The organism is Acidovorax sp. GW821-FHT10E04, assembly GCF_059415185.1.
In genome coordinates, this window is record NZ_JBWKMT010000001.1 from 989,045 (window position 1) to 1,015,226 (window position 26,182).

At 66.8% G+C, this 26,182-nt stretch carries 22 protein-coding genes, 1 pseudogene and 2 riboswitches; of the genes and pseudogenes, 9 read left to right on the forward strand and 14 right to left on the reverse strand.

Going from position 1 to position 26,182, the window contains the following annotated elements; all coding sequences use genetic code 11:
- Positions 1-31: 31 nt before the first annotated feature.
- From AC07OC_RS04500 to AC07OC_RS04510, 3 genes and pseudogenes are all read right to left on the reverse strand, one after another.
- Positions 32-976: an NAD(P)-dependent oxidoreductase gene (locus tag AC07OC_RS04500; protein ID WP_494600436.1), complete on the reverse strand. Its 945-nt coding sequence runs from the start codon at positions 974-976 to the stop codon at positions 32-34.
- Positions 973-1,659, reverse strand: coding sequence for an RraA family protein (locus AC07OC_RS04505; protein WP_494598391.1), 687 nt, complete (start codon positions 1,657-1,659; stop codon positions 973-975). Before AC07OC_RS04505 ends, AC07OC_RS04500 begins: the two co-directional genes overlap by 4 nt.
- 270 nt (positions 1,660-1,929) lie before the next feature.
- A pseudogene (locus tag AC07OC_RS04510) lies at positions 1,930-2,926 on the reverse strand (Bug family tripartite tricarboxylate transporter substrate binding protein).
- 133 nt (positions 2,927-3,059) lie between these two features.
- Here AC07OC_RS04510 and AC07OC_RS04515 point away from each other — a divergent pair.
- The 3 genes from AC07OC_RS04515 to AC07OC_RS04525 are packed head-to-tail and all read left to right on the forward strand — an operon-like array spanning position 3,060 to position 5,248.
- Positions 3,060-3,899: an IclR family transcriptional regulator gene (locus AC07OC_RS04515; RefSeq protein ID WP_255590817.1), complete on the forward strand. Its 840-nt coding sequence runs from the start codon at positions 3,060-3,062 to the stop codon at positions 3,897-3,899.
- Positions 3,900-3,951: 52 nt separating this feature from the next.
- A complete protein-coding gene (locus tag AC07OC_RS04520; protein ID WP_218338714.1) occupies positions 3,952-4,533 on the forward strand; it encodes a peroxidase-related enzyme in 582 nt (193 codons plus the stop codon).
- A gap of 4 nt (positions 4,534-4,537) precedes the next feature.
- Entirely contained in the window at positions 4,538-5,248 is a 711-nt protein-coding gene (locus tag AC07OC_RS04525) for a hypothetical protein (RefSeq protein WP_218338715.1), read from the forward strand.
- Positions 5,249-5,272: 24 nt separating this feature from the next.
- On the opposite strand, the gene AC07OC_RS04530 is transcribed toward AC07OC_RS04525, so the two are convergent.
- The gene (locus AC07OC_RS04530) at positions 5,273-5,692 is read right to left on the reverse strand and encodes an acyl-CoA thioesterase (RefSeq protein WP_218338716.1); all 420 of its coding nucleotides are present in this window, start codon (positions 5,690-5,692) and stop codon (positions 5,273-5,275) included.
- Between the two features lie 142 nt (positions 5,693-5,834).
- Entirely contained in the window at positions 5,835-6,617 is a 783-nt protein-coding gene (locus tag AC07OC_RS04535) for an SDR family oxidoreductase (protein ID WP_218295210.1), read from the reverse strand.
- 140 nt (positions 6,618-6,757) lie between these two features.
- On the opposite strand from AC07OC_RS04535, the gene AC07OC_RS04540 reads away from it, so the two are divergent.
- The gene (locus AC07OC_RS04540) at positions 6,758-8,458 is read left to right on the forward strand and encodes an electron transfer flavoprotein-ubiquinone oxidoreductase (protein WP_218295211.1); all 1,701 of its coding nucleotides are present in this window, start codon (positions 6,758-6,760) and stop codon (positions 8,456-8,458) included.
- A gap of 71 nt (positions 8,459-8,529) precedes the next feature.
- Here the strand turns inward: AC07OC_RS04540 and AC07OC_RS04545 are convergent, their stop codons facing one another.
- The 9 genes from AC07OC_RS04545 to AC07OC_RS04585 form a co-directional block, all read right to left on the reverse strand.
- The gene (locus tag AC07OC_RS04545; protein ID WP_218338717.1) at positions 8,530-10,194 is read right to left on the reverse strand and encodes a methyl-accepting chemotaxis protein; all 1,665 of its coding nucleotides are present in this window, start codon (positions 10,192-10,194) and stop codon (positions 8,530-8,532) included.
- A gap of 101 nt (positions 10,195-10,295) precedes the next feature.
- A complete protein-coding gene (locus tag AC07OC_RS04550; RefSeq protein WP_494600437.1) occupies positions 10,296-13,958 on the reverse strand; it encodes a hydantoinase B/oxoprolinase family protein in 3,663 nt (1,220 codons plus the stop codon).
- 18 nt (positions 13,959-13,976) lie between these two features.
- Positions 13,977-14,939: a TRAP transporter substrate-binding protein gene (locus AC07OC_RS04555; RefSeq protein ID WP_218295214.1), complete on the reverse strand. Its 963-nt coding sequence runs from the start codon at positions 14,937-14,939 to the stop codon at positions 13,977-13,979.
- An 82-nt stretch (positions 14,940-15,021) separates the two neighbouring features.
- Complete coding sequence (locus AC07OC_RS04560; protein WP_218295215.1) at positions 15,022-16,332, reverse strand: TRAP transporter large permease; 1,311 nt, start codon at positions 16,330-16,332, stop codon at positions 15,022-15,024.
- Between the two features lie 11 nt (positions 16,333-16,343).
- Entirely contained in the window at positions 16,344-16,892 is a 549-nt protein-coding gene (locus tag AC07OC_RS04565) for a TRAP transporter small permease subunit (RefSeq protein WP_218295339.1), read from the reverse strand.
- A gap of 67 nt (positions 16,893-16,959) precedes the next feature.
- A complete protein-coding gene (locus AC07OC_RS04570; protein WP_218338719.1) occupies positions 16,960-17,928 on the reverse strand; it encodes a TRAP transporter substrate-binding protein in 969 nt (322 codons plus the stop codon).
- A 15-nt stretch (positions 17,929-17,943) separates the two neighbouring features.
- Complete coding sequence (locus tag AC07OC_RS04575) at positions 17,944-18,744, reverse strand: putative hydro-lyase (protein WP_255590900.1); 801 nt, start codon at positions 18,742-18,744, stop codon at positions 17,944-17,946.
- A 335-nt stretch (positions 18,745-19,079) separates the two neighbouring features.
- The gene (locus AC07OC_RS04580; RefSeq protein WP_255590818.1) at positions 19,080-20,018 is read right to left on the reverse strand and encodes a LysR family transcriptional regulator; all 939 of its coding nucleotides are present in this window, start codon (positions 20,016-20,018) and stop codon (positions 19,080-19,082) included.
- A 300-nt stretch (positions 20,019-20,318) separates the two neighbouring features.
- A complete protein-coding gene (locus AC07OC_RS04585; RefSeq protein WP_218338721.1) occupies positions 20,319-20,777 on the reverse strand; it encodes an Lrp/AsnC family transcriptional regulator in 459 nt (152 codons plus the stop codon).
- A 451-nt stretch (positions 20,778-21,228) separates the two neighbouring features.
- Between AC07OC_RS04585 and AC07OC_RS04590 the strand changes: the two genes are divergently transcribed.
- The 5 genes from AC07OC_RS04590 to gcvH all read left to right on the forward strand — a co-directional run bounded on the left by AC07OC_RS04590 (position 21,229) and on the right by gcvH (position 26,118).
- Entirely contained in the window at positions 21,229-22,203 is a 975-nt protein-coding gene (locus AC07OC_RS04590; protein ID WP_218295219.1) for a TRAP transporter substrate-binding protein, read from the forward strand.
- A gap of 205 nt (positions 22,204-22,408) precedes the next feature.
- On the forward strand, positions 22,409-22,921 hold the full coding sequence (locus tag AC07OC_RS04595) for a TRAP transporter small permease (RefSeq protein WP_218295220.1): 513 nt from the start codon (positions 22,409-22,411) through the stop codon (positions 22,919-22,921).
- Positions 22,918-24,213 (forward strand): TRAP transporter large permease, encoded by a 1,296-nt coding sequence (locus AC07OC_RS04600; RefSeq protein ID WP_218295221.1) that lies wholly within the window; start codon positions 22,918-22,920, stop codon positions 24,211-24,213. Before AC07OC_RS04595 ends, AC07OC_RS04600 begins: the two co-directional genes overlap by 4 nt.
- Positions 24,214-24,243: 30 nt before the next feature.
- A riboswitch (glycine riboswitch) is annotated at positions 24,244-24,342 on the forward strand.
- A gap of 13 nt (positions 24,343-24,355) precedes the next feature.
- Positions 24,356-24,477: riboswitch (glycine riboswitch) on the forward strand.
- Positions 24,478-24,487: 10 nt separating this feature from the next.
- Positions 24,488-25,657 carry a glycine cleavage system aminomethyltransferase GcvT gene (gcvT, locus tag AC07OC_RS04605; RefSeq protein WP_218338722.1) on the forward strand — a complete coding sequence of 390 codons (1,170 nt, stop codon included), beginning with the start codon at positions 24,488-24,490 and terminating at the stop codon, positions 25,655-25,657.
- Positions 25,658-25,743: 86 nt separating this feature from the next.
- Positions 25,744-26,118 (forward strand): glycine cleavage system protein GcvH, encoded by a 375-nt coding sequence (gene gcvH / locus AC07OC_RS04610; RefSeq protein WP_218295223.1) that lies wholly within the window; start codon positions 25,744-25,746, stop codon positions 26,116-26,118.
- The last annotated feature ends 64 nt before the right edge of the window (positions 26,119-26,182 follow it).

The following is a 26,182-nucleotide window of genomic DNA, read 5'->3' on the forward strand; positions in this document are numbered from 1 at the left end:
ATTTTGCTCACGAGCATGTCCCCCGCCCTGGCTACGCGGCTGGGGCGGCTGCCGCCTCACCGGCCAGCACGGCGAGCAGGTTCTGGGCCGCGCCCACGCCCATGTTCACGTAGGCGTCGCTCGTCACGCCGCCGATGTGCGGGCTGAGGATGAAATTCTTCTCGCCCTGGAACGGGTGGCCGGCCACCATGGGCTCCACTGCAAAACTGTCCAGGCCCGCCGCCATCACCTGGCCCGAGCGCACGGCCGCCAGCAGCGCGGCTTCGTCGATGAGGCCGCCGCGGGCGGTGTTCACCACGATGACGCCGCGCTTGCACTGTGCGAGCGTGGCGGCATTCAACATGCCGCGGTTCTCGTCGGTCAGCGGGCAGTGCAAGGACACGGCATCGGCCTCGCGCCAGATCGTTTCGAGCGGAACGCTCTGCACGTAGTCGGGCAGGTTCTTGGCGAACGGGTCGAAACCGATCACGCGCATGCCCAGGGCGTCGGCCATCTTGGCAAAGCGCAGGCCAATGGCGCCCAGGCCCACCAGGCCCACCGTGCGGCCGTAGAGCTCCAGGCTCTTGTGCGTGGCCTTGTCCCAGTGGCCGGCGTGCATGCGCGCATCCAGCTGCACCACCGACTTGGCACAGGCCAGCAGCAGCGCCAGTGCCTGCTCTGCCACGGCCGCGGCATTGGCGCCCACGGCAGCCACCACCTCGATGCCGCGCGCCTTGGCCGCCACCTTGTCGATGGTGTCGGTGCCGCTGCCGTGCTTGGAGATCACCTTGAGCGAAGGCGCCGCGTCCATCACGGCCGGGCCCACCTTGCCGTAGCGCACGATGATGGCCACGGGGTCATGTTGCCTGGCCAGGGCGACCATGTCGTCTTCGGTCGGCGTCTTGCCCGCGTAGACGATGTCGTAGCCGGTGAGCAGGTTGAGCGCCTGCTGCGCCAGGTCGGCGCCCGTGACGATGATGGTGGGGTTGGTGCTCACAGCGATTCCCCTTCCTGGAGGACACCCGCCGCACGCAGCGCGGCGGGCAGCCACTTCGAGGCGGTGTCGCCGCGGGCGATGGCGTCGATGCGGGCGGCCTCGTCGGCCACTTTCTTGTCGGCCAGCGCCATCATGCCGGGGGCCTTGGCGCGCTCGATCACGACCACGCCGTCGGCATCGCCCACCACCAGGTCGCCGGGGTTCACCGTGGCGCCGCCGGCGGAGATGGGGTGGTTGATGCGGCCGGGCACGTACTTGGTGGGCCCGGCGGGATTGAAGCCCGCGCTGAACACGGGGAAGTCCAGTTCCAGGATCTCGAGCTTGTCGCGGATGGCCGCGTCCACGATCACGCCGGCCAGGCCGCGCTTCTTGCAGGCGCTGAGCATCAGGGTGCCCATGAGGGCGGCGGTCAGGTCGCCCTTGCCGTCGATCACCAGCACGTCGCCCGGCTGGGCCAGCGCGATGGCGGCGTGGATCATGAGGTTGTCGCCGGGGCGCACTTCCACGGTGAAGGCCGGGCCGGCCACCTGCATGCCCTGGTGCACCGGGGCCACGCGGCCATGCATCGTGCCGCGGCGGCCCGCCACGTCGGCCAGGATGGCGGCCTGGAAGGTCGCGGCTTTGTGCACGACCTCGGCGCTCACGCGGTCGATGTCACGGATGATGTCGGGGAGTTGGCTCATGGTGAATTCCTTGTAGAGAGCACGAAAAACGGTGGGGCCTGCGCGGCTGCGGCGGGCACGGTGTCAGCTGCGCAATGCCCATGCCGCAGCGCGACCGCGGACGTGGAGCGGCTGCAGGCAATGCGGTTGGAAAAAGATGGACGGGCGACGTGTGGGGCCCGGGCGTGGGGCGCGCTTGGCATTTCAACGGATCGCTGGGCGGGGAGCCGCAGGCAGTGCGGTACACGGCAAAGCTCCCCAAGGAGACAGGCCTGTTGAAGGCAAGCCGTATCAGTCCAGGCTGGCGCCCGAGTCCTTGACGATCTTGCCCCAGCGCGGCACTTCGGTGCGCAGCAGCTGGCCGAACTGATCGGCCGAGCCGCCCAAGATATCGCCGCCTTCGGAGCGCAGCTTCTCGGCCACTTCAGCGTGCTGCAGTGCCTGGTTGATCGCCTTGTTCAGCTGCGCCACGATGGGAGCGGGCGTGCCGGCCGGCGCCAGGATGCCGAACCAGGTCACGGCCTCGAAGCCCTTGTAGCCCGACTCCGCCAGCGTGGGCACATCCGGCAATTGCGACGAGCGCTTGGCCGACGTGATGGCCAGCACCTTGAGCTTGCCGTTGCGCACCTGGCCCAGCAGCGTGGGCACGGACGACATGTACAGATCGATCTGCCCGCCCACCAGGTCGGTCATGGCCTGGGCCGCGCCCTTGTAGGGGATGTGGCGCAGCTTGATGCCCGCCGCGTTCTCGGCCAGCTCGCCGGCCAGGTGGGCTACCGTGCCGTTGCCCGAGTAGCCCAGGGTGAGCGCGTCGGGCTTGCCCTTGGATGCGGCCACCACATCGGCAAAGGTCTTGTAGGGCGAATTGGCCGGCGCGGCGATCACGATGGGCGACGACGACACCAGTGCCACGGGCACCAGGTCCTTGATGGGGTCGTAGGGCAGCTTGGGGTACAGCGTGGGGTTGATCGCCAGGTTGCTGGTCTGGCCCATGACCAGCGTGTAGCCATCGGGGGCCGACTTGGCCGCGGCGTCCACGCCCAGGTTGCCGCCTGCGCCGGGGCGGTTGTCCACGATCACGTTCCACTTGTTCTGGTCCGTGAGCTTTTGCGCCACGGTGCGCGCGATCATGTCGGTGCCGCCGCCGGGTGGGAACGGCACGATCAGGCGGATGGGCTTGTTGGGGTAGGCGGGCTGCGCCAGCGGGTGCGGCCAGGGCGGCAAGGCCCAGCACAGCGTGGCACAGGTGCGCGCCGACGGCACGCGAAAGCGATGGAAAAGCTGGCATGGATTTGTCTCCGTTTATGGTGGTTATTCACGCCGGTCCGCAGAACCTGCGAGGGCCCGGCGCCGTGGCCGCGACTTTACGCAGACGTTTCAACCCATACAATGGCGTTGCACACAATGAAACGAATGGCACCATGAGCAACAGCCCCAGCAAACCCGCGCGTCCTGCAGCCCACCGTGCACCGGCGCCCAAGCCACCGGCCCCCGTGCCAGCCCCAGAGGCCTCAGGGGCCGCAGACTCCGAGCCTGCGACGGGTGTCATCGCCGTCACCCGGGCCCTGCAGGTGCTGGAGGCTTTTGCCCTGGGCGAATCCAGCCTGCCGCTGGCCGAGCTGAGCCGCCGCTGCGGCCTGCACAAGACCACGGTGCTGCGCTTGGCGCGCACGTTGGCGCAGTCGGGCTTCATGGTGCAGCGCGAGGACGGCGACTGGCGCCTGGGCCCTGCCGCGGGCTGGCTGGGCGCGCGTTACCAGGCGGGCTTTGATGTGCAGAACGTGCTGGAGCCCGCGCTGCGCGAGCTGACCCACGCCACGGGCGAAAGCGCGGCCTTCTACGTGCGCGAAGGCCAGGTGCGGACCTGCCTGGTGCGCGTGGAGGGCCCGCAGGCACTGCGCCACCACGCCCGCATGGGCGAGGGCCTGCCGCTGGACAAAGGCTCGCCGGGCCGCGTGATCCTGGCGTTCTCGGGCGAGCCGGGCAAGGCGTACGAAGACATCCGCAGGAAGGGCTACCACTGGTCCATCGGCGAACGCGAGCAAGGCGTGGCCACGGTGTCGGCGCCGGTGTTCGGCATGCACTGGCGCCTGATGGGCTCGGTGTGCATCTCCGGCCCCGCATCGCGCCTGCCGGCCGAAAAGCTCGAAGCCCTGGCCCAGACGGTGATCGGCGCCGCGACGCAGCTGTCGTATGCGCTGGCGGGCAACACGGCAGCGCCCGCGCAAAGCCCCGTGCGCGCCACGCAGTGGCATCCCTGAATCCCGGATACTGATGCCTGCCACCTACTGAAAAATCGACAAGGAGACCCCTGTGACCCGCTACCCTGTGCCCTCGCTCGACAGCCTGCCCGAAGACATCCGCGTCCGCATCCTCGAAGTGCAGGAGAAGGCTGGCTTCATCCCCAACGTGTTCCTGGCGTTTGCCCGGCGCCCGGCCGAGTGGCGCGCGTTTTTTGCGTACCACGATGCGCTCATGCTCAAGGAAGAAGGCAGCCTCACCAAGGGCGAGCGCGAGATGATCGTCACCACCACCAGCGCCGCCAACCAGTGCCTGTACTGCGTGGTGGCGCATGGCGCCATCCTGCGCATCTACGAAAAGAAGCCTTTCCTGGCCGACCAGGTGGCGGTCAACCACCGCAAGGCCGACATCACGCCGCGCCAGCGCGCCATGCTCGACTTCGCGATGAAGGTCTGCGAACGCTCGCACGAGATCGAGGATGCCGACTTCGCCGCGCTGCACGCCCACGGCTTCGACGACGAGGACATCTGGGACATCGCGGCCATCACCGCGTTCTTCGGCCTGTCCAACCGCATGGCCAGCTTCGCGGGCATGCTGCCCAATTCCGAGTTCTACCTGATGGGTCGCGTGCCCAAGGCCAAGCCTGCCGCCTGACGCCATGCGCGCCGCGCCCGGAGCCTTGCTGCTGGCGCTCGCCTTCACGGCGGGTGCGGCGCGGTGCGCCGGGTTCGGGCCTCCCGCCGGAACGCTGGCCGTGCACCCACTGCCCTTGGCCGTGCCCCCCGGCGCGCTGTCGCCGCTGCTGTCGTCCACGCTCTACCGCAGCGGGGACGCGGCACCGGCCTACTACCTGGGCGCGGGCGTGGGCATACCACGGCTGCAGATCGCGGACTCCCCCGGCGCCACGGCCTGGAAGGTGGTGCCTGACACGGACTGCGCCCACCTGGAACCGGTGCCCGTCGCAGCGCTGCAGGCACCGGCCGTGCAGCCCGTCATGGTGCGGCAGAACCCGCTGCCCATGGACTGCGCGGCCGCATTCGAGGGCAGTTGCACCAGCCGCGACGGCCAGCTGCGCATCGCCACCACGTTCCAGGGCACGCACCGCAAGGCCCGCGTGGGCGGCGGCTTCTTCGGCACCGAAGGCCGCATCGACAGCACTTTCTATACGGGCGTGCGCACCCTGGCCATCGAACACCGGCCAACGGGCCGGATGCTGCGCATGCAGGAAAGCCTGTCCGACACCAATGGCTACAGCGCACCACAGACCGCGGTCCGCTACCTGCCCGAGTTGCGGCGGGTGCTGCTGCTGGGCGCAGCGCAGGAGCGCGGCGTGCCGCTGGCCCACTGCATCGCGCTGCCGGCCGATTGAGCCCGCGGGCCGTCCGCCCCCGCCTCAGCTGACCAGCGCCCGCATCCAGTCAGGCAGTTCCGTGGCCTTCTGCTGCGGAAAATCCACCCAGATCGTCGTGGCGCCGCCCGCGGCGCAGACCACGCCCGGCTGGTCCGCCCGCTCCATCGTGCCCCAGGTCTCGAACGTGGTGCGGCCCGGATCGCTCACATAGAGCTTGAGCAGCACGTCGGCCGGGTATTCGAGCTGGCGGTAGAAGTTGCAGAAGGCGTTGACGATCACCGGACCCTGCCCGTGCGGGTCGGGGTTGCAGCCCACGGACACCATCCAGTCGATGCGCGCCGTTTCCAGGTAGCGGAAATACACGGTGTTGTTCACATGGCCCATGGCGTCCATGTCGCCCCAGCGCACGGGAAAGCGCATTTCATGGACGAGTTTCTTGACCTCAGGGATTTCGATCTTCATCGTTGACTCAGTTGTTTGCACGATCACGGCCTACGCAGCTGGCGCGCCCCACCCAACACCCGTGCCACCGTGGAACTGGCCCTGCCAGACCGCGGGGTGGAGCCTCCCTCAGGGAGAAGGCGCGCAGCGACTCAGGGGGAACCTATACCGCAAAACCGTCGTCCGCCGCAATGACCGCGCCGTTGATGAAATGGCTCTGGTCGCTGGCCAGCATCACCAGCAGCGCATCCAGGTCTTGCGCGTTGCCCACGCGCTTGCGGGGCAGCATGTCGATGAGCTTCTTGCCCTGCTCGGTGTTCCAGTGGTGGTGGTTGATCTCGGTGTCGATGTAGCCGGGGCAGATCGCGTTCACGTTGATGCCGAACTTGCCCCACTCCATGGCCATGGCCTTGGTCATCTGCACCACGGCGGCCTTGCTCATGCAGTAGGCGCCGATCTGCGGCAGCACCTTGAGTCCGGCCATCGAGGCGATGTTGATGATGCGCCCGCCCGTGAAGCTGCCCGGCGCCGCACCGCGCGAGCGCGCCAGCATGCGCTTGCCCACCTCCTGCGCGACGAAGAACGCACCCTTCACGTTGGTGTCGAAGATGAAGTCGTAGTCCTCGGGCGTCACGTCCTGGATGCGCTGCGTGGTGCTCACGCCCGAGTTGTTCACGAGGATGTCGATGGAGCCCATCTCCGTCTCGGCATGCGCCACGGCGGACTTGATCGAGGCATGGTCCGTCACGTCGAGTTCGATCACATGGGCATCGCCGCCCTCGCCTTCGATGCGTGCGCGCAGTTCCTTGAGCTTTTCCACCCGGCGGCTGGCCAGCACCACCCCGGCGCCGGCGCGGGCCAGCGTGCGGGCGAACTGCGCGCCCAGGCCGCTGGAGGCGCCCGTGATGAAGGCCACGCGGCCGGACAAGTCGATGCTGTAAGCCATTTAGAGTTTCCCCACTGATCAAAATAGAACGGTCGTTCGATTGTCTCTATTCCGTGAATACAATCAGTCGCCAGCCAGACAGGGCATTGCACCCTGCTCTGTAGAAAATAGCCCATTATCAAACGCCCGACGAGAAGCCCATGACAAACGAAGAAATCATCGCCCAGTATGGTCCCCGTGAATCGATGGAATACGACGTGGTGGTCGTTGGCGGCGGCCCCGGCGGCCTGGCCACCGCGATCCGCCTGAAGCAGCTGGCCGCTGAAAAAGGCCAGGATGTCTCGGTGGTGGTGCTGGAAAAAGGCTCCGAGCCCGGCGCGCACATCCTCTCGGGCGCCATCATGGACCCCAAGGCGCTCTCCGAGCTGATCCCCGACTGGAAAAAACGCGGCGCCCCGCTGAACCAGCCGGTGACCGATGACGCCTACATCTTCCTGTCGGAAAAGTCGGGCTTTCGTGTCCCCAACGTCTTCCTGCCGCCGTTCGCGCAGAACCACGGTAACTACATCGTTCGCCTGGGCGACGTGACCAAGTGGATGGCCGAGCAGGCCGAGGCGCTGGGCGTGGAGATCTTCCCCGGCTTCGCGGCCGCCGAGGTGCTCTACAACGACAACGGTTCCGTCAAGGGCGTGGCCACCGGCAACATGGGTGTCGGCAAGGACGGCGAGCCCACCGAGAACTTCCAGCTGGGCATGGAACTGCTGGGCAAGTACACCGTGTTCGCCGAAGGCGCACGCGGCCACCTGGGCCGCCAGCTGATCGCGCGCTACAAGCTGGACGCAGACCGCGACCCGCAAAGCTTCGGCATCGGCGTGAAGGAGCTGTGGGAGATCGACCCCAAGAAGCACCAGCCCGGCTTCGTGATGCACACCGCCGGCTGGCCCATGGAGAACGACACCTACGGCGGCGCGTTCCTGTACCACCTGGACGACAACAAGGTCGCGCTCGGTTTCGTGACCGGCCTGGGCTACCAGAACCCCTACCTCAGCCCGTTCGAGGAGTTCCAGCGCTGGAAGACGCACCCGAACGTCCGCTACTACTTCGAGAACGACAAGGGCGAGATCACCGCCAAGCGCCTGTCGTATGGCGCGCGCGCCATCAACGCCAGCGGCATCAACGCCCTGCCCAAGACCATCTTCCCGGGCGGCGCGCTCGTGGGCTGCAACGCGGGCTACCTGAACGTGGGCCGCATCAAGGGCAGCCACGCCGCCATCAAGACCGGCATGCTGGCCGCGGAGGCGGCCTACGACGCCATCGTGGCCGGCCGCCAGCACGACGAACTCAAGGCCTACCCCGAGGCATTCGAGGCCAGCTGGCTCTACACCGAGCTGAACAAGGACCGCAACTTCAAGAACTGGTTCAAGTACGGCCTGACCACGGCCACGCTGATGAACGGTTTCGAGCAGTTCGTGCTGCGCGGCCACATCCCCTGGACGCTGCACCGCGACAAGCCCGACCATGCCTACCTGAAGCCCGCGGCCGAGTGCAAGCCCATCGTCTACCCCAAGCCTGATGGCAAGCTCACGTTTGATCGTCTCTCCAGCGTCTTCATCAGCAACACCAACCACGAAGAGAACCAGCCCGCCCACCTGACGCTCAAGGATGCGAGCGTGCCGGTCAACATCAACCTGGCCAAGTACGCCGGCCCCGAGGCCCGCTACTGCCCGGCGGGTGTGTACGAGTTCGTGCCCGACACCGCCAAGGGCGGCGATGCGCAGCGCCTGCAGATCAACGCGCAGAACTGCGTGCACTGCAAAACCTGCGACATCAAGGACCCGACGCAGAACATCGTGTGGGTCACGCCCGAGGGCGGCGGCGGCCCCAACTACTCGGGCATGTAACTATAAAAATCATAGCGCCTTGCGCTTGATGGGCCTGCGCTGCAGGCCCTTTTTTATTGGATTTTCCAAAATCAAACCGCTGCACGGACGAGCTGGAACTGCCCCATGGCCTGCGCCAGCCGGTGCGCCTGGTCCTGGAGGCTCTGCGCGGCCGCCGCGCCCTCTTCCACCAGCGCGGCGTTCTGCTGCGTCATGTGGTCGAGCTGGTCCACCGCCTGGCTCACCTGGCCGATCTGCGTGCTCTGTTCGGTGCTGGCCTCGTTGATCTCGGACATCAGCGCGGTCACGCGCTCCACGCTGCGGACGATGTCGTCCATGGTGGAGCCCGCGGTCACCACCAGCCTCGCGCCGTCGCTCACCTTGTCCACGCTGTCGGCGATCAGCGCCTTGATCTCGCGCGCCGCGTTGGCGCTGCGCCCGGCCAGGCCCCGCACCTCGCTGGCCACCACGGCGAATCCGCGGCCCTGCTCACCGGCACGGGCCGCCTCCACCGCCGCGTTCAACGCCAGGATGTTGGTCTGGAACGCGATGCCGTCGATGATGCCCACGATGTCGGCGATCTTCTGGCTGCTGGCATTGATCTCTTCCATCGTCGTGACCACCTGGCCGACCACCTCGCCACCTTTGCTGGCCACCCCCTTGGCATTGCGCGCCAGCGCATGGGCCTGACCGGTGCTGTCGGCATTGGCCGCCACCATCTGCGCCAGCTGGGCAATGCTCTCCGCCGTCTGCTGCAGGCTGCTGGCCGCATGCTCGGTGCGCGCGCTCAGGTCGGTGTTGCCCGCCGCCACCTCGGAGCTGGCCACGTGGATGGAATCGCCCGCATCGCGCACCTCGGTCACCACATAGTGCAAGGACTCGACCATGGCGTTGAGCGCGGTGAGCAACTGCCCGATCTCGTCCGTGCGGCGGGTCTCCAGGTGCACCGTGAGATCGCCGTTCGCCACCTGCGCGGCGGCCTCGCACGCCTGGCGCAGCGGCAGCACGATGGAGCGCCGCAGCAGCCACCCGAACAACCCCGACAGGCCCACCACCACCAGCACGGCGATGGCGCTGATCCATTGCGCGCGCAATGCGTCGGCGACCATGGTGTCGGCCGCCGCCAGCGATGACTGCTCCGACGCATCGAGCAACAGGTCGATCGCCTGCAGGTAGCGCGTGAGCGCTGCGGCATGGTCCTGCAGCTCCTTCTGGCTGATCACCTTGGACTCCAGGGCGTTCTGCACCAGCGTGTCGCGCAGTGCCGCGTACTGCTGGCGCTGCGCCTGGGCCGCCGCCCACAGGGGCTTGGTGTGCTCGGCGGTGGAAGCACCGGCCAGCGCCGCCTCGATGCGCCCGCGCATGGCGTCTTCATCCGCCAGCTGCTTGCGCAGCTCGGCCACCAGGGGGAAAACGTCGGACGACACCGTGGCGCGCAGCGCGATCTGGCCGATGGTGACGGACTGCGTCTTCCAGTCGCGCACCGAGCGCTCGATGGGCAGCTGCTCACCCGCAAGCAGAGCGGCCTGGCGGCGGGTGCCCTCGCCTGTCATCCAGGTCATCGCACCCAGCAGGGCCACCGCGCAGCCCAGCAGGCCAAAGCTGGTGGCGAGCTTCTGGCCCACGCTCAGGTTGCGCCGCCGGGGGGGCGCCGCGGTGCCGCCGCCGCCGGCGGTGCGCGCCGACGCCTGGGCCCGTGGCGAAGCCCTTGCCTGGGCGGGCAATGCCGACGCGGTGGTGGCAGGCAGATAGCTCATGAAAATCCCTTCCCTGGTTCAACATGCGCCCCACGGGGGCGGCTGGCGTGCAGGAACGCAAGCGCCGTGCCTGCCCCTGGCCGCGGCGTTCCTGCCCCGGCTCAATGCGCCGCACATTCCCCATAGCCGCCGCCGCCGGGCGTGGAGATCTCGAACACATCGCCCGGCTCCATGAGCGCGGCGCCGATGTGGCCCAGTTCCTCAACCTGGCCATTGGCGCGCAGCACCCGGTTGGACCCGGCACGGCCCGGCTGGCCGCCTGCCATGCCAAAGGCGGGATTGAGCCGGCCGTTGGACAGGATGCTGGCGGTCATGGCCTGCAGAAAGCGCACGCGCCGCACGCCGCCATCGCCGCCGGCCCAGCGCCCGGCGCCGCCGGACCCGCGCTGGATCTCGTAGCTGTCGAGTACCACCGGGAAGCGGAACTCCAGCACCTCGGGGTCGGTCAGGCGCGAGTTGGTCATGTGGGTCTGGACCACGCTGGTGCCGTCGAACCCGCGCACCGTGCGGCCCGAGGCATCGAACACCGCGCCCGCGCCGCTGCCGCCGGCGATGGTTTCGTAGTACTGGTACTGCGCGTTGCCAAAGGTGAAGTTGTTCATGGTGGGCTGGCTGCCCGCCATCACGCCCAAGGCGCCGAACAGCGCATTGGTGATGCAGGTGGAGGTCTCCACATTGCCCGCCACCACCGAGGCCGGCGGGTTGGGGTTGAGCATGGAGCCCTGCGGGATGAGGACCTGCAAGGGCTTCAAGCACCCGGCATTGAGCGGAATGTCGTCGTCCACCAGCGTGCGGAACACGTACAGCACCGCGGCCATGCACACTGCACGCGGCGCGTTGAAGTTGTTGGTCTGCTGCGCGCTGGTGCCCGCGAAGTCGATCACCGCGCTGCGCTCGGCCACGTTGACCTTGACCGATACGCTGATCTGCGCGCCGTTGTCGAGCGGCAGGGTGAACTGCCCGTCCTTGAGCTGCGTGATCACGCGGCGCACCGATTCTTCGGCGCTGTCCTGCACATGGCGCATGTAGGCCTGCACGACGGGAAGGCCGAACTGCTCCACCATCTTCGCGAGCTCCTGCACGCCCTTTTCGTTGGCCGCGATCTGCGCGCGCAGGTCGGCCAGGTTCTGCTCTGGGTTGCGGCTCGGGTACGCCGTGGTGCCGCCGCCCGTGGCCAGCAGGGTGCGCACCTCCTCTTCCAGGAAGATGCCGCGGTCCACCAGCTTCACGTTGTTGATCTGCACGCCCTCTTCGTCGATGCGCGTGGAAAACGGCGGCATGGAGCCCGGCGTGGTGCCGCCGATGTCCGCATGGTGGCCCCGGCTGCCGACGTAGAACGTGGGCTCCGCGCCTTCGGCCACGTACACCGGCGTGATCACCGTCACATCGGGCAGATGGGTGCCGCCATGGTAGGGGTCGTTGAGCATGAACACATCGCCGGGGTGCATCTTGCCGGTGTTCTCGCGGATCACGGTCTTGATGCTCTCGCCCATCGAACCCAGGTGCACCGGCATGTGCGGCGCGTTGGCGATCAGGTTGCCGGTGGCATCGAACAGCGCGCAGCTGAAGTCCAGCCGCTCCTTGATGTTCACCGAGTACGCGGTGTTCTGCAGCTGCAGGCCCATCTGCTCGGCGATGTTCATGAACAGGTTGTTGAACACCTCCAGCAGCACCGGGTCCACCGTGGTGCCGGCGGCGTACTGCACCTTGCGCGCGGTCACGCGGTCCAGCACCAGGTGGTCCAGGTCGGTCAGGCGCGCCGACCAGCCCGGCTCCACCACGGTGGTGGTGTTCTTCTCGGCAATGATCGCGGGGCCGGGGACCACGTCGCCGGGGCGCAGGTCCTCGCGCACCACCAGGGCTGCGTCGTGCCACTCGCTGCCCGAATACATCTTCACCGTTTCGCGCAGCGGGTGCTTGCGGTGGGCGTGCACCGGCAGGCGCGGCTCTGCGGGCGCATCGCCGGCGATCACCGCCTCGACCGACACGGCCTCCACCACCAGGCCCTTGCCCACCATCAGGAAGGCAAAGCGCTGGCGGTACGCCGCTTCGAAGGCGGACTGGATGGCCGCCATGTCGCCAAAGGGCACGACCAGCGCGGAGTCGGTGCCTTCGTAGCGCACATGCACGTTGTGGCGCACCTGCACCGGGTTGGCACTGACCTGCTGGCGCTCCAGCTCGGCCTGGGCGGCAGAGCCCAGCGTGTCCAGGCGCTCGGCGATCAGAGGCAGCACCTCGGCGGCCAGCGGCATCTCCACCGCCTGCTCGCGGATCACGTTCTGGTCCGCCAGGCCCATGCCGTAGGCACTGAGCACGCCCGCCAGCGGGTGCACGAACACCCGCGTCATGCCCAGGGCATCGGCCACCAAACAAGCATGCTGGCCGCCCGCGCCGCCAAAGCATTGCAGCGTGTAGCGCGTGACGTCGTAGCCGCGCGCCACGCTGATCTTCTTGATCGCGTTGGCCATCTGCTGCACGGCGATCTGGATGAAGCCTTCGGCCACTTCCTCGGGCTTGCGCCGGGTCTGCGTGGCGATGTCCTGAAAACGTTCGCGCACCGCGTCGGCGTCCAGCGTCTCATTGGCGGCCGGGCCGAACACGCTGGGGAAGTAGCGTGGCTGCACCTTGCCGACCATCACGTTCGCGTCCGTCACGGCCAGCGGGCCACCCCGGCGGTAGCTGACGGGGCCGGGGTTGGCACCCGCGCTCTCCGGGCCCACGCGGAACCGCGAGCCGTCGTACGCCAGCACCGAGCCGCCGCCGGCCGCCACCGTGTGGATGCTCATCATGGGCGCGCGCATGCGTACACCCGCCACATGAGTCTCGAACTCGCGCTCGAACGCACCGGCGTAGTGGCTCACGTCGGTGGACGTGCCGCCCATGTCGAAGCCGATGACCTTCTCGTGCCCCGCCAGGCCCGCCGTGCGCGCCATGCCCACGATGCCGCCCGCCGGGCCGGACAGGATCGCGTCCTTGCCCTGGAAGGTGCCCGCATCGGTCAGGCCGCCCGACGACTGCATGAAGGACAGCTTGACCCCTGGCATCTCGCTGGCCACCTGGTCCACGTAGCGGCGCAGGATGGGCGAGAGGTATGCATCCACCACCGTGGTGTCGCCCCGGCTCACGAACTTCATCATGGGGCTGGTTTCATGCGATGTGCTGATCTGCGTGAACCCCACCGACAGGGCGATGCGCTGCGCCGCCTTTTCGTGCTGCGCGTAGCGGTAGCCGTGCATGAACACGATGGCCACGCTGCGCAGGCCGCGCCCATAGGCGGCCAGCAGGTCGCCCCGGAGCGTGGCTTCATCCAGCAGCTGCAGCACGTCCCCCCGGGCGCCCATGCGCTCGCGGGCCTCGATCACGTCGCTGTACAGCAGCTCGGGCAGCTGGATGTGGCGGTCGAAGAGGCGTGGGCGGTTCTGGTACGCGATGCGCAGCGCGTCGCGAAAGCCGCGCGTGGTGACCAGCAGCGTGGGCTCGCCCTTGCGCTCCAGCAGCGCGTTGGTGGCCACCGTGGTGCCCATCTTCACGCACTCCACTTGCGCTGACGTGACCGGCTCGCCGGGTTTCAGCCCCAGCAGGTGCCGTATGCCCGCCACCGCCGCGTCCTTGTACTGCTCGGGGTTTTCGGACAGCAGCTTGTGGGTGGTGAGCGACCCATCGGGCCGCTTGGCCACGATGTCGGTGAAAGTGCCGCCCCGGTCGATCCAGAACTGCCAGCGGTTGCCAGCCGGTGCGGTGGTCACTGTAGAGGGAACTTGCATGGTGATGAGACTCACTGGTTAACGTTGAAAGTAGTACGGAATGAAAATCTTGTTGGCCTCATTGCCGACGGACTGCACCCACTCGCGGGAGAAGCGTTCTCCCAGGCGCCGGAGTTCGGAGTCCAGCTCGGCAGGGGCGCGGTCCACCTTGATGCCCCTGCGCTGAAGTTCGGCCACCGACTCTTCGGCCACCGCCGCGCTCAGGGCCCAGCCGCGCGCCTCGGCCTGCGCGGCGGCCTGGACCACCGCCTCGCGCACGCTGGCGGGCAGCGCATCGAAGGCCTGCTGGTTGACAAAAACGATGTTCTTGGGAAACCAGGCGTTGATGCCGTAGTACTGCCGGATCTGGCCCCAGACCTGGTTTTCCACCCCGGTCAGGGCCGAGGTGATCATGGAGTCGAGCTTGCCCGCCGACAGCGCCTTGTTGACGTCGACCATGGGCACATCCACCGGCGTGGCGCCCAGCATTTGCGCGATGCGCACCGTGGCGGGGTTGTACGTACGCATGCGGGTGCCCTTGAAATCGGCCGATGAGCGCACGGGTGCAACGCTCAGGAGCCCCTGCGGCGGCCAGGGCACGGCGTACAGCGCCTTGATGCCCTTGGCCGCAAGGTGCGTGTCGATCAAAGGCCGCTGCAGGTCCCACAGGCGGCGCGCATCGGCATAGCTGTGCACCACGAAGGGCACGGCATCGGCCCCGGCGATGGGCATGTCTGCCACCAGGCTGGTCATGATGGTCTCGCCCGCCTGGGCCTTGCCGCCCTGCACTGCGGCCGGAATGTCCGCCAGCCTGGCCAGCGTGTTGTTGGCGTGCACCTCGATGCGCAGGGCGCCTGAGGATGCGCGCTCCACATCCTGCGCAAACTGGACGATGTTGCGCGTGTGGAACGACTCCACCCGGTAGCCGGTGGCCAGCTTCCACTGTGTCTGGGCGTGCAGCGCCGGGGCCACGGCGAGCGCGGCCAGCAAGACCATCTTCATGGCAAGCTCCTGTTGGGGGATGAGGGGCCGGCGCGGGGGCCGGCAGACACAGGGGAAAACGGGCCGACGCAGGCCGCGGTTGCTACTTCGGCTGGCCCATCACGAGGTCAGGGACGATGGTGACGATCTGCGGGAAGACCGTGATCAGGCCGATGCACACCACCAGGCACAGGAAGAACGGTATGGCTGCCTTGGCGATCAGGTTGCTGTCCTTGCCGGTCATGTTCTGCAGCACGAAGAGGTTGAAACCGACGGGCGGCGTGACCTCGGCGATCTCGACCAGCAGGATCACGAAGATGCCGAACCAGATGAGATCGAACCCGGCCTTCTCGACCATGGGCATTACGACCGCAGCGGTCAGCACGATCATGCTGATGCCGTCGAGCGCGGTGCCCAGCACCAGGTACACGCCCACCAGGCAGGCGATCAGCGCGTAGGGCGACAGGTGCATCGAATCGACCCATTCGGCCAGCTCGCGCGGTATGCCGGTAAAGGCCATGGTCTTGGTGAGGAACGCGGCGCCCGCCAGGATGAACATGATCATGCAGCTGGTGCGCGCCGAGCCCGCCAGGCCTTCCTTGAAGTTCTGCCAGGTCAGCGCCCTGCACCATGCGGCCAGTGCCAGGGCACCCACCACACCGTAGGCCGCGCACTCGGTGGCCGTCGCCCAGCCGGCCACCAGGGACCAGCAGATGAACACGATCAGCAGCGCACAGGGAATCAGGTTGCGCGACAGATACAGCTTTTCGCGGAAGGTGGTGGGCGGCTCGTCGGCAGGCATGAGCTGCTTGTTGCGCACGGACCACCAGGCGATGTAGCCCGAGAACAGCAGCATCAGCAGCAAGCCGGGCAAGAAGCCCGCCAGGAAGATGCGGATGATGGAGGCATCGGCCGCCACGGCGTACACCACCATGGTGATGGACGGCGGAATCAGGATACCGAGCGTGCCTGCCGTGGCCAGCGAACCGATCGCGATGCTCTCGTTGTAACCGCGCTTCTTGAGCGCAGGCAGCGAGACCTTGGCGATGGTGGCGCAGGTGGCCGCCGACGAACCCGACACCGAGCCGAAGATGCCGCAGCCCAGGATGGTGGTGTGGAACAGCCGGCCGGGCACACGGCTCAGCCAGGGGGCGAGGCCGCTGAACATGTCCTCGCTCAGCCGGGTGCGAAACAGGATCTCCCCCATCCAGATGAACAGGGGAAGCGCCGCCAGCTCCCAGCTCGCGTTGCTCTCCCAGAAGGCCGAAAAGAGGTTCAGCCCGGGCTGGCTGCTGGTGAAGAAGGCCTGGCCGACCCAGCCGCAGATGGCCAGCGTCATGGCGATCCAGACACCGCCGGACAGCATGAGCAGCATGAGCAGCAACAGGAAGGCGCCGATGGAAAGAATGTCCATGGGGATGCTCCTTAAAGATCCGAAGAAAAGTCGCCCTTGGCGTGGCGCTCTTCCACCAGCCGCACAAAGGTAGGCACGCCGCCCTGCACCACGATCCACCACTCATCGACCACGGCGACGAGAAAGAGCACGGAGCCCAGCGCAAAGCTCATCTGCGGGATCCAGATGGGAATCGCCCACAGGCCCTGGGCCAGTTCCTTGAACTGCCAGCTTTCGTAGGTGAAGACACAGGCCCACCAGGTGAGGTAGCCGATGGCCACGGCCGCGACGGTCAGGCAGGCCACCTCGTACTTGCGGCGCGTGGCGGGAGACAGCTTCTCCAGCACCAGCGTCACGCGCACGAAATCGCCGTGCTTGAAGGCATGGGCCATGGTCAGGAAGGCCGCTGCGGCACACAGCCAGGCCACCACGTCGTTGATGGCGCCGGTCGGAAAGCCGAACTGGCGCCCGAGCGACTGGACCACCATCAGCACGCAGATGACGGCGATGCAGGCAGCCCCGACGGCGCCGGCGGCCAGGTACGCGCCGTCCAGCGCGCGCCGCAGCACGTGCGGCGGCATGGCCAGGGCCGGGGGCGCATCGCCCGCAATGGCCGATGTAGGAGGCATGAGGGACATGGCGGCCTGCTCACTTCTTGCCGTTGTAGGCATCGATGACAGCCTTGCCGTCATCGCCCGCGGTCTTGATCCAGTCGGCCGTCATGCGCTCACCCACGGTCTTGAGCTCCTTCTTGAGGTTCTCGGCGCTCACGTCCACCTGCATGCCCTTGGCGGCCAGTTCCTTGAGGTACTCCTGGTCCTTTTGCTCGCTCAGCGCCCAGCCGCGCTGCTCGGCAATCGCGGCCTGCGCCAGCACCGCGTCCTGCGTGGCCTTGTCCAGGCTGTCGAAGGCCTTCTGGTTCACCACCACGGCATTGCGCGGCAGCCAGGCCGCCACGCCGTAGAAGTACTTCACGCTTTCGTAGAGCTTGCTGTCCACGCCGCTGGCGCTGGAGGTGAGAAAGTTGTCCACGGTGCCCGTGGCCAGCGCCGCCGACAGCTCGGCCAGCTGGATCGTCACCGGCTGCGCGCCGATGAGGTTGGCGATGACCGACGTGGCCGGGTTGTAGGCCCGCATCTTGGTGCCCTTGAGGTCCTTGAGGGCCGTGACAGGCTTCACCGAATACAGGCTCTGCGCCGGCCATGGCACGGTGTAGAGCAGCTTCATGCCCTGTGCCCCCAGCGTCTTGACCAGCAGCGGGCGCGAGGCCTGGTCCAGGCGCTTGGAGTCCGCATAGCTCGTGGCAAGGAACGGAATGGAGTCCACACCGTAGACCGCCGCCTCGTTGGCAGCGCCGGAAAGGATGAACTCGCCGATCGCCACCTGCCCGGACTGCACGGTGCGCTTGATTTCATTGGCCTTGAACAGCGATGCGTTGGGGTGCACCGTGATCTTGAGCTTGCCGCCGCTGGCCTTGCCTACGTCCTGCACGAACTGCTGCAGGTTCTGCACCTGGAAGGTGTTGACGGCATAGCCCGAGGGCAGGTCCCACCTGGTCTCGGCATGGGCCAGGCATGCGGCGGCCGCGGCGCACAGGCCGAACATCATTTTCTTCATGGGGAAACTCCTTGGTTAAAAGCTGGCGAGGTGGTGATTGAGAAGGTCGGTGACCAACATGCACCCTGGGGAATGGGTGATGCAGAACGCGGGCTGGGCGTTCAGGATGGCGGACTGTGGCGTGACGCCGCAGGCCCAGAAGACAGGGATCTCGCCGGGCATCAGCGGCACGGCGTCGCCGTAGTCGGGTTCTGCGATGTCCGCAATGCCGATGAGCGCAGGGTCGCCGATGTGCACCGGCGCGCCATGCACGTTGGGAAAGCGCGATGTGACCTGCACCGCACGGATCACGTCGGCCGCAGGCATGGGCCGCATGGAGACCACCATGGCGCCCCCGAAGGGCCCTGCCGGCTGCGTGGCAATGTTCGTGCGGTACATCGCCACGTTCTTGCCTTCGTTGATGTGGCGCAGGCTGATGCCGGCCTCCTGCAGCGCGGACTCGAACGAGAACGAGCAGCCGAGGATGAAGGTCACGAGGTCGGGGCGCCACAGGTCGGCGATGTCTGCGACCTCCTGCGTGAGCTCGCCGTGGCGCCAGACGCGGTACTGCGGCACGTCGCTGCGGATGTCGATGCCGCCCCCGAGCGTGGGCAGCGCGAACTGGCCGGGCTCGCTCACCGCCAGCACCGGGCAGGGCTTGGGGTTGCGCTGACAAAAGCGCAGGAAGTCGCCCGCCTGCACTTCAGGCAGGATCACCAGGTTGCCCTGCACCCGGCCATGGGCCAGGCCGCTGGTGTGTGATGCCCAGCCGCCTCGCCGGATCACGCTGCGCACATGGACGGGGTCGTCGATGCCCTCGGACCCAAAAACCGCCAGCGCTTTTTCTTGAACTGAATCCACCGTGTTTCCTTGTCGTGGGAAATGCCATTCGTCTGGCGTTGGGCGGATTGTGTTGGGGGGCGGCAGGCGCTGGCAAATTCAAAAAATTTTGCTCAGGTCATCGATTTTCTCGATGCACTTCATTGGGGCAAGGGGAACCAAGTTGGTGCCAAGGGATTACCCTGATATCCGCTTCAGGGTTAACCCCAGGGTGTTGTGGAGCACCCGCCACGGGGACGGTTGCGATGGCGACACCGAGGCACTGCGGCATCCGCAGATGCATGGCCCTGGGCCGTGAAGTGGCACGCCTGTGCTAGGGTGCCCTGTGCCTCTTAGGACCGCGGGGCGCTGCTTCTTTTGCGGGGGGTGCGGGTGGGCCCCTTGGGCCCCGGCTGGATGTTCTCGATGAAGTCGATCGAGGAGCGAACGATGGCTTCCATCGCGGGCGAGGAAGGATCCTCGCGGTAGCTCACGTGGATGGGCAGGGGCTTGAGCACGGTGTCGCACGCCAGGGCACGCAGGTCTGGAAACGCCAGCATGCGTTCCACCGCCAGGCGCGGCAGCGTGGCCACGCCGAAGCCGCCCTGCACCAGCTGCACCATCGCCGAAATGGACGACACCGTGTGCACGCGGCGCGGCTCCACCTGCGCATTGCGAAAGGTGTCGAGCAGGTACACGTGCGGCTGCGAGCCGCGCTGGAAGGTGAGGATGTCCGTGTCGGCAAAATCATCGAGCACATAGCGGCGCTTGCGGTGGATATTGCCGTTGCCCACGAACACCATCTCCATGGGCGTCACCGCCTGGCTGCGCATGCCGTCGGCCGATGCAGGCAGCGCCGCGAACACGACGTCGAGCGAGCCCCGCCGGATCTGATCGAGCAGCACGGGCGTGGACTCGACCGTGAGCTCGAGCTCCAGCAAGGGGTTGTCCTTGCGCAGCTGCTCCACCCATGGAATGAGCCAGGAGTGCAGCACCGATTCGATGGCGCCGAGCCGGATCGACACCTCCAGCGGCCCGCCCGATCCCATCTCGGTCTTGAGCTGGCGCTGCAGCTCCAGCATGCGCTTGGCGTAGGTCAGAAACCGCGTGCCGGCCACGGTGAGCTTGAAGTGCTTGTCGCGCCGGTCCAGCAGCAACACACCCAGCTCCTCCTCCAGCGCGGCGATGCGGCTGGACATGGCCGACTGCGTGAGAAACAGCTTTTCCGCGGCGCGCGTGACACTTTTGAGGGAGGCCACCCAGTAGAAGGCTTCGACGAAACGCAGGTTCATGGCGAGGGGTCCCAGGGCATCACTGACGAATGGCTGACGGGGCGCGCGCACCGCCGTGGTGCGCAGGAGCGCGCCAGGCTGGGCGGCGTCATGCCGTCCAGTGCAAAAACGGCGCCATTCTGCAACGGCCGACTCCACAGCACTTTTTGCCGGCAGGAAAAAAGAGGCCACGGCGCAACGCCTGGTGACCCAGGGCATGGCGCGCCGCGCGCGCCGCCAGCGCAGTGCATCGACGACACGGATCAGGACCATCGATGTCCGAACCCCTCCCTCTGCACTGCAGCGCCACGTCGAGGCGAATCAGCCCGCAAACAGTGGCAGGTCTGCCTTCTTGAGCGTGCGCAGCACGAAGCTCGAGCGGCTGTGGCGTATGCCCTTGATCTTGTAGAGCTTCTCGCGCAGCAGGCGCTCGTAGTCGCGCGTGTCCTTGACCACGATGCGCAGCAGATAGTCATAGTCGCCGGAGACCAGATGCGCCTCGATCACCTCGGGAATGCTGGCCAGCGTTTCGCCAAACTTTTCAAGCGTGTTGTCCGAATGGCTGTCCAGCGTGACCTGCACGAGCACCGTGTCCGCCAGGTCCAGCGACTGCGGGTTGATGCGCACGGTGTAGCCCTGGATGACACCGGCCTCTTCCATCTTCTTGATGCGGCCCCAGCACGGCGAAGCGCTCAGGCCCACCGCCTGGCCGATCTCCTGCAGGCTGGCACGGGCGTTGCCCTGAAGCACAGCGAGAATTTTTCTGTCAAGACGATCCATGGCCACAATTATTCATGAATATCACCATATGCAGCAAATTTTTCTGCAAACTTGAAAATTCAAGCGAAACATGGAAAGAACTGCTGCGCCTCGCAGCGCATACTTTGGACATCAAGGCGCTCTTACCGGAGCGCACAAACTGACAGGGCCCCGGACTGGTTACCGCCAGACCGGGGCGCTTGACAAGCAAGCACCTACCTTCGCGGCCGCCCGGCTGCCCCTTCCCCCCCCCTCCCCCTTGCCTGGCCCAGGCCAGCAGCCTGCCTTTGTCGCCCCGGCGACGATTGCCTCCTTCCAGCGCGTTAATAAGCACGCTTACCAGCACAAACCCCGATGCTCGGGGCCATGCTGCAGCGCCATAATTTTCAGGACCGCCAACCCATGCTGCCAGCACCCTTTCCGCTGGTGCGTGCAAGGGGGCGCGGCAAGAAACATACTCACAGGAGACACCATGCAATTGACTTCCCTCGCTGCGGGCCTGGGCCTTGCGCTCGGCTTGATGGCCACCGCCAGCGCGCAGACCACCACGCTCAAGATCGGCTACGCCACGGCGCCCGATTCGCACTACGGCGTGGGCTCCAAGGTCTTCTGCGACGAAGTCGAGAAGGGCACGCAGGGGCGCTACAAGTGCCAGTACTTCCCCAACTCCGCGCTGGGCGGCGAGCGCGAGCAGATCGAGGCCATCCAGCTCGGTACGCAGGACCTGGTGAACACCTCCACCGGCCCCGTGGGCAATTTCGTGCCCGAAGTGAAGATCGTGGACATCCCCTTCCTGTTCCGCGACTACGACCATGCGCGCAAGGTGATGGACGGCCCCATCGGCCAGGACATCCTGACCAAGTTCCCGAGCAAGGGCATCATCGCGCTGGCCTGGACGGAGAACGGTTTCCGCCACATGACCAACAGCAAGCGCGACATCGTCAAGCCCGAGGACGCCAAGGGCCTGAAGATGCGCACCATGGAGAACAAGGTGCACATGGACGGCTACCGCACCTTCGGCATCCTGCCCACGCCCATGGCCTTCCCCGAGCTGTTCGGCGCCATGCAGCAGGGCACGGTGGACGGCCAGGAGAACCCCATCCCCGTGATCCTGTCGGCCAAGTTCTCGCAGGTGCAAAAGCACCTGTCGCTCACCGGCCACGTGTACTCGCCGGCGCTGCTGCTGCTCTCGCCCAAGGTGTGGAACAAGCTCAACGATGCGGACAAGAAGGTCTTCACCGACGCCGCCAAGAGCGCCTCGGTGGCCCAGCGCAAGAAGGTCAACGACGACGAGAACAACGGCATCGCCCTGCTGGAGCAGCAAGGCATGAAGGTCACCAAGACGGTGGACGGCGCGGCCTTCCGCGAAGCCCTCAAGCCCGCCTATGTGGGCTACGCCAAGGAGTTCGGCGCCGACAACATCAAGAAGATCCAGGACGTTCGTTAACTCTTTTGAGCGACTCACACAGCCCTCCTGGCGTCGTTGTTGCGTCTTGCCGTACTGGTTGTACTCTCTGCGACGCAACGCCTTACCAGGACCGCTTCGCTGGGCTGTGTTGGCCGCTCTTGACCCGCGCCCCGCATCGCCCGGCCCACACAAGGCGCCGGGCGCTTTTGCTTTGACCCTGCACGCCCTTGTCCAATACCGTCCCGTGAAAACCTTCGAACGCTATTTTCTGGCCGCCAACCGCTGGGCATTGATCCTGCTGCTGGCGGCCATGTCCATCATCATCTTCACCAACGTGGTGATGCGCTACGTCACCCATAACTCGCTCGAATGGGCCGAGGAGGTGTCGCGCCACATGATGATCTGGCTGACCTTCCTGGGCGCCGGCCCCGTGCTGCGCTATGGCGGCCACATCGCGGTGGAGAACCTGCAGGATGCCCTGCCCCGCGCGGGCGCCATCGCCCTGCGTGCCGTGGTCGCGGCCTTGCTGTTCGCCTTCTTCGGCTTCATGGTCTGGTACGGCTGGCTGTACATGCAGCGCACCATGTTCCAGATGACGGCCGTGACGCAGATCCCGTTCGCCTACATCTACAGCGCCATGCTGATCGGCGGCGTGCTGCTGATCGTGCACTTTTTGTTCATCGTGCGCGGCTACGTGCTCGACCGCAACTTTGCGGCCGATGAACACTTCGATGCGAATGCGAGTGCCTCCCTATGAGCGCGTCCATCATCCTCATCGTTTCGGCCTGCCTGTTCCTGGCCATGGGCGTGCCCGTGGCGTTTGCGCTGGGCCTGGCCACCGCGGCCACGCTGATCCTGGCCGAGAGCTACCCGCTGATGGTGCTGCTCAAGGAAACCTTCACCGGCATCGACAGCTTTCCACTGATGGCCGTGCCCTTCTTCATCCTCGCGGCCGAACTCATGAGCGGCGGCTCGCTGACCGAGGTGCTGCTGAGGTTTGCCGGGCAGTTCGTGGGCCACAAGCGCGGCGGGCTGGGCTACACCAACGTGGTCTCGCTGACCTTCTTCTCGGGCATCTCGGGCTCGGCGCTGGCCGATGCGGCGGGGCCGGGGTCGATGCTGATCCGCATGATGGACAAGGCCGGCTACGACCGTTCGTACGCGGCGGCTCTCACGGCCTCGACGGCCATCGTCGGGCCCATCATCCCGCCGTCCATCATCATGATCATCTATGCGCTGCAGGATGAAACGGTGTCGGTGGGTGCGCTGTTCGTGGCCGGCCTGTTGCCGGGCCTGCTGATCGCGGTGGCCATGTGCGTCGTGAACTTCCACGTCTCCAAGAAGCGCAACTACAAGGGCGACGGCCGGATGCCGCCGCTGGCCGAGATCCTGCAGACCACCTGGAAGGCGCTGCCCGCCATTTTGCTGCCGGTGGTGATCCTGGGCGGCATGCGCGCCGGCTGGTTCACGCCCACCGAGGCCTCGGTGGTGGCGGTGTTCTATGCGCTGGTGTGCGGCAAGTTCGTCTACCGCACGCTGCAGTGGAAGGCGCTGCCCGACATCCTGGCACGCTCGGCCCTGCTGTCGGCCTCGGTGCTGATCATCATCGGGCTGTCGGCCGCGTTCGCGTGGATCCTGACCATCGAGGGCATTCCGCAGCAGATGGCCGACTGGCTGGTGGGCATGAACCTCTCGCCGTGGATGTTCCTCATCATCGTGAACATCTTCCTGCTGCTGTTCGGCATCTTCATCGAGCCGCTGCCGGGCGTGATGGTGCTGGCGCCCATCCTCGCGCCCGTGGCCGTGAAGCTGGGAATCGACCCCATCCACTTCGCGATGGTGGTGATCTACAACCTCACGCTGGGCATGATCACGCCGCCCGTGGGCGGGCTGCTGTTCGTCACCTGCAACGTCTCGCGCGTACCGATGTCGCAGCTGGTGCGCGAGCTGGTGCCCTTCCTGTGGGCGCATGGCGTGGTGCTGGTGGTGCTGACCTTCATCCCGCAGCTGTCGACCTGGCTGCCGAAGGTGCTCGGGTTCATCAAATAGCGTCTGCGCGGCTTCTTCCAGCGGATATACTGGCGGCCGTCAGGAGAGAGCCCCTTCCCATCAACGAAAGGGGCCGCCGAAGGCGCAGGCAGCAGCCGAACGCTCAGGCAAAAGGACTGGCAACCGCCCGCAGTGATGCGGGCGTTCCCTTGCTGGAGAGAGATGGACCGTGCAGCACGGCACCCATCCACCGAAGGAGCAAGCCGCGCGGCCAGCCAGGGCGCTGCGGTGAATCTCTCAGGTAAAGCGGACAGCAGGGCAAATCCCGCGACCCATGGGGCCGCGGCCACCATTTGCCCCGGAGTCCGCCTTGACCACCCCTACCGCCCCGCTGCTGACCACCCCCCTCAACGCCCTGCACACCGAGCTGGGCGCCCGCATGGTGCCGTTTGCGGGTTACTCCATGCCCGTGCAGTACCCTGCCGGCCTGATGGCCGAGCACCTGCACACGCGCAACGCGGCGGGTTTGTTCGACGTCTCGCACATGGGCCAGCTCAAGCTTGTCGGCCCCGGCGCCGCTGCCGCGTTCGAAACCCTGATGCCCGTCGACGTGATCGACCTGCCCGTGGGCAAGCAGCGCTACGGCCTGCTGCTCACCGACGAAGGCACGGTCATCGACGACCTGATGTTCTTCAATCAGGGCAATGACACCCTGTTCGTCATCGTCAACGGCGCCTGCAAGGTAGGCGACATCGCGCACATCCAGGCACGCATCGGCCAGCGCTGCGACGTCATCCCCATGCCCGACCACGCCCTGCTGGCGCTGCAAGGCCCGCAGGCAGTCACCGCCCTGGCGCGCCTGGCACCCGGCGTCGAAAAGCTGGTATTCATGACGGGTGGCGACTTTTCCATTGCGGGCTGCGACTGCTTCGTGACCCGCAGCGGCTACACCGGGGAGGACGGCTTCGAGATCTCGGTGCCCGCGTCCCAGGCCGAAACCCTGGCGCGCGCGCTGCTGGCCCAGCCCGAGGTCAAGCCCATCGGGCTGGGCGCCCGCAACTCGCTGCGCCTGGAAGCCGGCCTGTGCCTGTACGGCAACGACATCGACACCACGACCACCCCGCCCGAGGCGGCGCTGAACTGGGCCATCCAGAAGGTGCGCCGCACCGGCGGCGCGCGCGCGGGCGGCTTCCCCGGTGCCGACAAGGTGCTGTCGCAGATCGACAACCCCGCCAGCCTGCAGCGCAAGCGCGTGGGCCTGGTCGCGCTGGAACGCGTGCCCGTGCGCGAGCACACCGAACTGCAAGGCCCCGACGGTCAAAAGATCGGCGAAGTGACCAGCGGCCTGCTGGGGCCCACCGTGGACAAGCCGGTGGCCATGGGCTACGTGGCGCCAGCCTTTGCCGCCATCGGCACGCGCGTCAACGCCATCGTGCGCGGCAAGGCCGTGCCCATGGAGGTGGTGTCCATGCCGTTCACGCCCGCGCGCTACCACCGCGGCTGACCCTCTGCAACCGCCCCAGCCCGGCTAAAGTGGCGGCTGGCATCGGCACTTTTTCTGTTTACCCCCCTTTTTTTGGAGCTTCCCCCATGACCATCAAGTATTCCAAGGACCACGAGTGGATCGACATCTCCGACCACGAAGCCGCCACCGTGGGCATCACGCTGCATGCCCAGGACGCCCTGGGCGACGTGGTCTTCGTGGACCTCCCCGAGGTCGGCACGACCTTCACCCAGGGTGACGTGGCCGGCGTGGTCGAGTCCGTGAAGGCCGCGGCCGACGTGTACATGCCTGTCACCGGCGAAGTCGTCGAAGTGAACGAAGCACTGCGCGCCGACCCCTCGCTGGCCAACAGCGATCCCATGGGTGCCGGCTGGTTCTTCAAGGTCCATGTGACGGACATGCTGCAGTTCGATGCGCTCATGGACGAACCCGCCTACGCCGAGTTCGCCAAGAACGCCTGACCCTCCGATGCCCCGCGGCCCGGCGCCTCCCCGCCGGGCCAATGTGTTTCCTTGCACTGTGCCG